Source organism: Thalassospira sp. UBA848 (assembly GCF_002295455.1).
GTDB lineage: Bacteria > Pseudomonadota > Alphaproteobacteria > Rhodospirillales > Thalassospiraceae > Thalassospira.
Genome location: NZ_DBGS01000117.1, coordinates 7,261 through 16,874, shown reverse-complemented (window position 1 = coordinate 16,874; position 9,614 = coordinate 7,261). Strand labels below are relative to the sequence as shown.

Sequence of the window (9,614 nt, the reverse complement as noted above, 5' to 3'; positions counted from 1 at the left end):
CAGCGGCAGATCGCCCAGTTCATCGCGGATGATCATCATTTCGCGGCTTTCGGTGCCAAACAGATGCGGGCCACGGGCAACACAGCTGCAATACAGCGCCCCGCGCGGCTTGCCCGGCAGACGTTTCTGTAAATCAGCCAGCATGCGCCGCAGATCCTGTTCGGCCGCTGCCCCGTCGCGGCGGACAAAGCGGATGGCATCGCCCGCCTGCACATCACCGCTGATCGCGATCATGTTGTTGTGGGGATCCACCCCCATCAGGTTGCGCACGACAAAGTCGCCGGTGTCCGACCCCGGCACCATCAGGGCCGCATGATACCGCCCCGATGCCATGGATTGTTCCCCACCGTCGGCGTCGAGTTCTTCCTTAAGCACCTCAAGGGCTGGACGATCATCAAGGGTCGAGACAATGCCTTCGCGCCCCTCGGTCACGCGATGGACCGGACCAACCGGCGTGCAGGCCTGACTGATACCTACCTGAACACTGGTTTTACCGTCAAACAAAACACCCGAAAGGCCGCCATCGACAATGCGATCAGCAATCTGTGGCGCACCGCGTTCGCCCGAGGCAATCCCGCCAACCAGATAAGTCGAGCCCAACCTTGCGAGCTCGGCCAATTGACCGAGGCTGTCAGGTGCGCCCGGGTCACCATGCACCAGACCAAAGATCGGTTGCAGACGATCAATCGCCTTTTGCAGTTCGGGGGCGTCCAGATCGGCTTCGGTTTTAAGGGGTTCAAAGATGTGAAAGTCATCACGGGCAAACGGGGCGATCATGACAGATGCCGCCGGAACCCCGAAATAGGCGCGCCCTGATCCGCAAACTCCAACACCGGACGTTCCGATCCAGTGTTCAATCGACAGGCGCGAACGCAGGAAGGTCAGGATACTGCCAAGATCCCCGGCAAGCGGTTCGGAGACATACAAAAAAGCCAGCGCCTGTTCTGGTAATGGTTCTTTTTCCAGAAGTTCGGCAAGCTCGGATGCGACCGAGGCCCAGTTTTCACCGCTGGCATGTGCCGCCCGAAATTCCGCCGTCATGCTGTCTCCCATTGCTGGCTGGTCGGGGTGGCCGGTTCTTGTGCCCGGTCGCCAAACCAGAAATCGACTTTCTTACATCTAAGCATTGCGCGAACCCTTCCACAAGGGGCCGTGGATCGGTTTGTCATGGCGCACAATATGCCCAATCAGGAAACGTGTTTGCGCAATATCTCCATCGCGGCATTGAGCTGCGTCATGCGCTGGTGGGAGCCATAATTGCTGTCGGGATGATGGATGGCGGCCAGAACGCGATATTTCGACCGGATCGCGCGCATATCGGGCCGGGCGCTTGGCGGAAAGCCCATGACGTGGAGCGCCTCGTTAAAGGTAGTGACGCCACGATCAAGCGGATCAAAGGCAAGGTTATCAACAATTTGACGGAGACGTTCGAGCTCTTCACGCGATTGTAGAAGTTCGACAGGTGGCTCTGCCTGACGTTTCTTCAGGGCACGGGCTTCTTCGAGGGCAGCGCGTTCAGCAGCCAATACATCTGACTTCTCGACGCGCATATTCACATCCCCCGCGTCGAAATCAATCGCCATTTGCAACGCCTTGCGCACGGTGACCACCGAAAAGCCCGGTGGCAGGCGCAATTGCAGGCGGGGTTTGCGCCGCCAGGGCCGCCCTTCGGCCGGGCCGGACTTCAACACGATGGTTTCACGGTCCCCCTTGGGCGGGTCGCCGGGGTCCTGATAATCCTCAATCGCCTTTTCCGGAACGATCAGCATGACCGAGCGCGCCAGATCGGCGGCATTCACACCGCGCCGTTCTGCCAGTTGCAGCACCGCGTCGCGGAAGATCGAAGAACAGGGAATGGTGTAGGACTGCTTGACGGTGGAAGAAGACGACACAGAACAATCCCTTTAAGGCATTGAATTATTTAATTAATTTAGCACAACCGAACATGAGAAACGCAAAAGAGCGCCCGATATTCAGCAGCATAAGAAGGAAGTGTATCGACGGAGTCCGGCCCCTGCAACTGCATTTGCAGTCAAAATTGAATCGCTTCCGATTCATTCACAGGCCGGTTTGCGACTCCCTGGAAACAAACGGGGTCCACTGAAAAATACCAAGCAATTGATATAAAGCACTTTTTGATGAATTACGTGTATTTCCTTGGCGTCATACACCCGTTTTGACCTTTGCGCAGTTATCCACAGGTTGCAGATTGAAGATACTCGTTACGGATTCCATTAAGTAACGGACATTAAACATTATTTTTTGATTTCGCCACCTAGAGGCTCCAATTCGTCGGCGGAGGCAAAACCGTCAAAAACCGAAATTGTCGTCGATCCCCTGTCAGAAGCATTCCTCTAAAACAACATATGCAGTTAACGTAAAGCCAGTTCGAAACATAACCGAAAGTAAATGAGGTGTTAATTTTACACCAAACCCCATGTTTTGGTCCCCAAATGGGGATTTTCAGGCAAGATTCACGGCGCACGCACCACCCGAAACGCATAATTAAACATTTGATTTGATTATATTATTTGCGTTTCTGGTAAACGCCACAGGGATACTTACGGTCTGACCGATAAATCGTTCCGGGTTGTTGACATTTTCTATCTACATATGCAGTTTTTTATTGGCCACAAGCGGCATAATTGCGCTGATTTACGCACTTGCGAAATTTTATAACCTGCCGGAAACCGCATAACCCCTTGGAAACAGCCCATTTTACGCACAACATTCAAATCGGGCGCAAGAAACGCTCGGCACGGTGTTTGTCCGGCCGTCTGATGAGCCAACCTGTGGGGATATTAACAGGAGACGTTTTGATTAGAGGGGTGACGTGCCGGTATTATGCCAACGTAACCGGATGGTGGCTTTCAGGAACCGATAAATGCCTGAATTATCCGGCAGCCGCAGGATCTTGGCCTTGTTAGCTGGCGTCTGATGTCTGCAGCAGATTGATCACATCTGGCAGGATACTTTTGACGATAACGTCCACGCCATCTGCATTGGGATGCATGCCGTCATCCTGATTAAGGCTGGGTTCTGCGGCAACGCCTTCAAGGAAAAACGGGTAAAGATCAACCTGATAGCGGCTGGCGAGATCAGGATAGATGCTGTTGAATTCATTACCATACGCCGTTCCCATATTGGGCGGCGCCATCATGCCAGCCAGCAAGACATCGACATCCATGCCGCGCAGCTTTTCAAGGATTTCTGCCAGATTTTCACGGGTCTGGGATGGCTCCATACCGCGTAGTGCATCATTGGCACCAAGTTCGAGCAAGACCGCATCAGGCTTGTCAACCAGTGCCCAGTCAAGGCGCGCAAGACCCGCCGCGGTGGTATCGCCAGAGACGGAACTATTCACGACTTCCACATCATGACCTGCATCCTTCAGGGCCGCCTCAAGCTTGGGTGCGAAGCCATTTTCATGGGCCAGGCCGTAACCGGCCATCAGGCTGTCGCCAAACAATACAAGGGTTTTGGTCGCTTGATCACTTTCCTGCGCCCGCGTTTCATACGAAAATCCGGCCAGGGCAAAGACAGCAATGGCAAGGGCTGCGCATGCCTGCGTGGCAGATTTACGCAACTGTTTTGCCAATTTGTACGTGAACTTGTTTACAGTGTGACCTTGCCCAAACACCGAATTCATTACAAATCTCACCTTAATATGCTGCGAACTTGCCCGAGCGGTTTCCGAACGTTTACCCTTGATGAACGCAGACAGAAGTCGTTCAGATCAAAAGAAGTCTGAACCAGAAACGTCCTGATCCGTAAACCTATTTAGCCTGCTTTGCCGATCTTGCAACGGACAACCCGATAGGACCCGAAATGAGTGTGACCGAAACCACCACGATACCGGAACAAAATGTCGCCGCGTCTGGTGAAGCGCCAAAACAGACAATTGATGTGCAGAACCTGAAGCTGCGGCTGCAAGGTCCGGCCGGGATTGTCGAGATCCTTAAAGGGGTTGATCTTTCGATTGGTGCAGGCGAACGCGTATCGCTTGTCGGGCCGTCGGGGTCGGGCAAGACATCGCTTTTGATGGTTATTGCCGGACTGGAACAAGCCCAGGAAGGCGTTGTGAAGGTGTGTGGCAAGGACCTGCGCGCCCTTGATGAAGACGGATTGGCCCTGTATCGCCGCAATCATGTCGGCATCGTATTTCAGGACTTCCACCTGATCCCGACCATGAGCGCGCTGGAGAACGTTGCGCTTCCGATGGAATTCGCCGGGCGCAAGGATGCCTTTGAAAAGGCGCGCGAAGAGTTGGAGCATGTCGGGCTGGGTCATCGCACCGATCACTATCCGGGCCAGCTATCGGGCGGGGAGCAACAGCGCGTTGCACTTGCACGCGCACTTGCCACCGACCCTGAGCTTTTGCTGGCCGACGAACCAACCGGCAACCTTGATGGCACGACCGGTGAAACGATTATCGAACTGTTGTTTGATCTGACCAAGCGGCGCGGCTCGACCCTGCTTTTGATTACCCATGACCCTGCCCTTGCCAAGCGGTGCGACCGTACGGTGATGCTGCGCGACGGCGAAATCGTTTCGCATCTGGAATCGCAGTCATGAGTACATCCCTTTCCCCCACTGACGGTGCGGACCGCCTATGGTCCATTGCCTGGCGGGTCTGTCGGCGCGAGTTGCGCGGCGGATTATCAGGTTTTCGTATTTTTCTGGCATGTCTGGCGCTTGGCGTCGGGTCGATTGCGGCTGTGGGAAACGTTTCGGAATCCGTTCTATCGGCACTGGAGCGTGACGGGCGGAAGCTTTTGGGCGGCGATGTTGAACTGCGCCTGACCCATCAGGAAGCGACCGGCGATCAGATCGAGTGGCTGCGCGCAAACACTGAACGCGTCGCCGAACTGGCCACCATGCGCACCACGGCCTATGGCCCGGACCAGCGCCGACTGGTGGAGCTTAAGGCGGTTGATGACGCCTATCCACTGTTTGGCGAGATGGAGCTTGCCGATGGGGTTCCCTTTGAGGGCATCCTTGAACAAAAGGATGGCGTTTGGGGGGCTGTGACCGAGGCAGGCTTGCTTGAACGGCTTCGGATCGATGTCGGTGACACGGTCGCCCTTGGTGATATTGATGTGCAGATTCGTGGTGTGATCAAGACCGAGCCCGACAAGGCCGTTGGCTTTTTCAACTTTGGCCCGCGCCTGATGGTCTCGATGGACGGGTTGATGGAGACCGGGCTGGTGCAGCCGGGCAGTCTGATCCGCTATTATTACGCTTTGGATATCAATGATAATGAAACCCCGACCGCCTTTCGCGAACGCCTTGAAGAGCGGTTCGAAGAGGCAGGCTGGCGTATTCGCGATACGGCCAATGCCAACCCCGGCCTGAAACGCTTTATCGAGCGCCTGACCCTGTTCCTGACCCTTGTTGGTCTTTCGGCCCTTTTGGTCGGGGGTATTGGTGTGGCCAATGCGGTGCGCAGCCATATCGAAAGCAAAACATCCGTCATTGCCACGCTTAAATCCATCGGCGCGTCGCATGCGCTGGTGCTTCGGATTTACTTCCTGCAGATCCTTGTTCTGGCCCTGATCGGGATTGCCATCGGGCTTCTGATCGGCGCGGTGACACCGGCATTGATTGCGCCGGCCCTTGCCGGGCGGCTGCCAATTGATGTGACGCTGGGCCCGGCATTGCCATCGCTGATCATTGCCACCAGCTTTGGTGTACTGACCACTTTGGTCTTTGCCCTGCCGTCCTTGTTGCGCGCACGCGAAATCCCGGCGGCACGATTGTTCCGCGCCAGTGCCGGACTGTTTAGCGGCAGTCCTGTGCGCAAGCGCGACCTGCCCTATATCGGTGTGCCGCTTGTTCTGTTGCTGATCCTGACGGTGCTGACTGCGACCGACAAGGCGATTGCCCTTGGCTTTATTGGCGGGTCGGCGGCGGCGGTGGTGATTTTCACCTTTGCCGGGCGCGGTATCGTATCCCTTTCGAAACGTTTAATTACGGGGCGCAGTGCCTTTTCCAGACTGGCACTTGCCAACCTGCACCGTCCGGGGGCAAGCACCGTCCCCGTCGCGCTGTCGCTTGGGTTGGGCCTGACACTGCTGGTGACGATTTCGGGGATCGAGGGCAACCTTGATAACGAGATCAACGAGAACCTGCCGGATTCTGCCCCGGCCTTCTTCTTCCTCGATATTCGCCCCGATCAGATCGACCAGTTCCGCGATCAGCTTCTGGCACAGGATAATGTTTCGGATATCGAACAAACTCCGATGCTGCGCGGTCGTGTGACGGCGGTTGATGGCGTTAATTCCAACGATGTCGGACCAGGTGATGATCGCTGGTTCCTGCGCGGTGATCGCGGGTTGACCTTTGCCGCAACCGCACCGCCTGAAACCAAACTGGTGCGCGGTGAATGGTGGTCAGCTGATTACAATGATGCGTCAAAGCCGCTGGTGTCGATCAGTGCGGATATCGGTCGCGCGTTTGACCTAGAGCCGGGCGACACCCTGACCATCAATGTGCTGGGTCGCGACATCACCGCCGAGATCGCCAATTGGCGCGAGATCGAATGGCAAAGCCTTCGTATGAATTTCGCGATGGTGTTCTCACCGGGTCTGATCGACAAGGCGCCCTATAGCCTGATCGCCACCGCCCATATGCCGCGCGAAATGGAAGAACCGGTCGATCGCATGATCGGTATGGACTTCCCGAATGTCTCAGCCATTCGCGTGCGTGAGGCGCTTGAGGCCGCCAATGCCATTCTGGCCGGGATCGGTACAGCCCTTAATGCGACCAGCATGATTGCGATTGTCGCTGGCGTGCTTGTCCTTGGCGGGGCAGTTGCGGCCGGTCGCCGCAAGCGGATCTATGACGCGGTAGTGCTCAAGACACTGGGCGCGACACGGTCCAACATTCTTTATGCCTATGCGCTGGAATACGGGATCCTTGGTCTTGCCACCGGTGTGATTGCGGCCTTTGTCGGGTCGGTTGCGGCCTGGTCGGTGCTGGTGCTGATCATGGAGGCCAACTGGGTGCTGTTGCCGATGACCATCATCGGACCGATTGCGATTGGCCTGTTTGCGACGCTGGCAGCCGGTTTTGTCGGCACATGGCAGGCTCTGCGCAGTCCGGCAGCGCCGTTGTTGCGCAACGAATAGCCATCAGGCACACATGACCTTAAACACGCAAGGCCGGATCCAGAAGGACCCGGCCTTGTTTTATACAAAACCGTTTTGGGAACGATTTGAAATCCGGGCACGATATCAGGTGATGTCGCGCAAGGCCCGCCGCACGACCTTGCCGGTGGTTGTCATCGGCAATTGATCAAGGAAGGCGATCTCGCGCGGGTATTCGTGTGCGGCCAATCGGGTTTTGACGAAGTTCTTGATTTCGCTTTCAAGCTCCGGACTTTCGGCGAAACCATCGGCCAATACGACAAAGGCCTTTACGATCTGGCCGCGCTGATCATCGGGCTTGCCGATCACACCGGCCATGCGAACGGCAGGATGGGCAATCAGACAGTCTTCAATTTCCCCCGGCCCGATACGATACCCCGCCGAACTGATGACATCATCATCGCGACCGACAAAGCGGATGTACCCATCGGCATCGACACTGCCCATGTCCCCGGTCAGAAGCCATTCACCAACAAACTTGTCGCGGGTGGCTTCGGGATTGCGCCAGTATTCAAGGAACATCACCGGATCAGGCGCACGTACGGCAATGCGGCCCATTTCACCGGGTTCAAGCACCGTTCCCCCCAGATCAATCACCGCAACATCATGACCGGGCACCGGACGGCCCATAACACCGGGTTTTGAGTCCATGATCGACTGACAGGAACTAACCACCATGTTGCATTCGGTCTGGCCATAAAACTCGTTGATGGTGACATCAAACACCCGACGCCCCCAATCAAGTAATTCCGCACCCAATGTCTCACCACCGCTTGCAATAGAGCGAAGTTTGAAATTGAATTTTTGCGCCAAATCATCGCCCGCGGCCCGCATCATCTTGAGCGCGGTTGGTGGCAGGAAAGTATTGCGCACACCATATTCGGCCATCAGGCGAAAGGCATCCTCGGGCGTGAATTTTTCAAACCGGTGGGCAACAACAGGCACGCCGTGATGCCAGGCGGGCAAAAGGACATCAAGAAGCCCGCCAATCCACGCCCAATCAGCCGGGGTCCACATGACATCGCCGTCTTCGGGGAAGAAATCATGTGACATTTCAACGCCGGGCAAATGCCCCAGCAACACCCGATGGGCGTGCAACGCCCCCTTGGGCTGACCTGTGGTGCCGGATGTATAGATAATCAGTGCCGGTTCATCGGCACGGGTGTTGACCGGTTCGAAATCGTCACTGGCTTCTGATGACAGGGCCTTGAAATCAAAACAGTTGTCTGGCGCCCCATCGATCACATAGACATATTCAAGGGCGGGCAAAAGATCGCGAATTTCGGCGATCTTGGCGGCCCCTTCCTTGTCGGTCACCAGTGCCTTGGCCGCACAGTTCCCCAGACGATATTCGAGCGCATCAACCCCAAACAGGGTAAAGAGCGGCACGGCAATACCGCCCATTTTATAAGTCGCAACATGGGCAATCGCGGTTTCCGGACTTTGCGGCAACAGGATCCCGACCCGGTCGCCACGCCGTATGCCATGACGGCGCATGACATTGGCAAAGCGGTTTGACAGGCGTTTGATCTGTGAAAATGTATAGTCACGGCGCGTGCCATCACGCCTGCGATGCATCAATGCCAAACGATCCGGGTCGTCCGCCCATTTGTCGCAGACATCAACGCCGATATTGAAGTGGGTCGGCACGTTCCAGGCAAAACTTGAACGCACCGAAGCATAGTCAGAACGACTGCCCAGCATATTTCCTCCCTGAATTCGCCGCTGTTCTTTGTTTTTGGGTGCGGCAAATGTTGCGATGCATGCTAGTGGCAATCAGTGAAAATTGGAAGTTCTCTCTGTTCGTGATCGGTTAGCTGCCCGGATCAAGCAGAAAGGTAAAGTTGGCAACCTGTCCGGCGTCACTTGTTGCGCGGGCATGGCACCGCAAACAGGAAGCATCCGGTTGATCCTGCATGAAGCTTTCAAGCGTGCTGTTGGTCAGAAAACGTGGCACTTCACCAATACCAAACGGTGCACCGCCGGGATTCCCGATCCATTGCGTCCCCAGCAGCATGTAATTTGCCCAGACGGTGCCCGAAAGTTTGCCCTGCCAAACGAAATTGCTTTCCGCCGTGCCGGAAAACAGCCGCCAGCAGCGCACGATTTCCGGGGGCAAGGGCCTATCGCCCGATGACAGGCGGGCATATGGCGCGTGATCGGCCCATTTCAGGATTTCAGAGATCGGCTGGTTGGCGGGGCTGCCGACCGCCCCCATCCCGCCGTAAAAGGCATATTGCTGATCCACCGGCCCCGGTGACAGGCATCCGTTTTCAAACGGTTCCTTGGTAATGATGCTGTTGGGACGGCGCGCATTTGCGGCCAGGGGAACATTATCGACATGCTCGAAACTCGACCAGATCCAGCGATCCCCATTGCCGCTGGCAACCCGTTGCACAAGATGCAGGCCGACCAGCCCAACCGTGACATCAAGGCATGTCGCCTGCCCGTCCAGCATCTGATCAC

6 protein-coding genes and 1 pseudogene are annotated in these 9,614 nt (G+C 56.2%); 2 read left to right on the top strand and 5 right to left on the bottom strand.

Annotated elements, in window-relative coordinates:
- The 3 genes from B2R48_RS16555 to B2R48_RS16545 form a co-directional block, all read right to left on the bottom strand.
- A partial coding sequence (locus B2R48_RS16555; protein ID WP_297002663.1) for an FIST signal transduction protein occupies window positions 1–1,041 on the bottom strand: 1,041 nt, incomplete at its 3' end.
- A 146-nt stretch (window positions 1,042–1,187) separates the two neighbouring features.
- Window positions 1,188–1,892 carry a J domain-containing protein gene (locus tag B2R48_RS16550; protein WP_062956869.1) on the bottom strand — a complete coding sequence of 235 codons (705 nt, stop codon included), beginning with the start codon at window positions 1,890–1,892 and terminating at the stop codon, window positions 1,188–1,190.
- 1,031 nt (window positions 1,893–2,923) lie between these two features.
- Window positions 2,924–3,586 carry an arylesterase gene (locus B2R48_RS16545; RefSeq protein WP_297002660.1) on the bottom strand — a complete coding sequence of 221 codons (663 nt, stop codon included), beginning with the start codon at window positions 3,584–3,586 and terminating at the stop codon, window positions 2,924–2,926.
- A gap of 242 nt (window positions 3,587–3,828) precedes the next feature.
- Between B2R48_RS16545 and B2R48_RS16540 the strand changes: the two genes are divergently transcribed.
- The gene (locus B2R48_RS16540; RefSeq protein ID WP_297002658.1) at window positions 3,829–4,575 is read left to right on the top strand and encodes an ABC transporter ATP-binding protein; all 747 of its coding nucleotides are present in this window, start codon (window positions 3,829–3,831) and stop codon (window positions 4,573–4,575) included.
- Window positions 4,572–7,130, top strand: coding sequence for an ABC transporter permease (locus B2R48_RS16535; RefSeq protein WP_297002655.1), 2,559 nt, complete (start codon window positions 4,572–4,574; stop codon window positions 7,128–7,130). The genes B2R48_RS16540 and B2R48_RS16535 overlap by 4 nt, the downstream gene beginning before the upstream one ends.
- Window positions 7,131–7,235: 105 nt before the next feature.
- Here the strand turns inward: B2R48_RS16535 and B2R48_RS16530 are convergent, their stop codons facing one another.
- Window positions 7,236–8,852, bottom strand: coding sequence for an acyl-CoA synthetase (locus B2R48_RS16530; protein ID WP_297002653.1), 1,617 nt, complete (start codon window positions 8,850–8,852; stop codon window positions 7,236–7,238).
- Window positions 8,853–8,961: 109 nt separating this feature from the next.
- Window positions 8,962–9,614 (bottom strand): annotated as a pseudogene (locus tag B2R48_RS16525) (hypothetical protein); the annotation flags it as partial.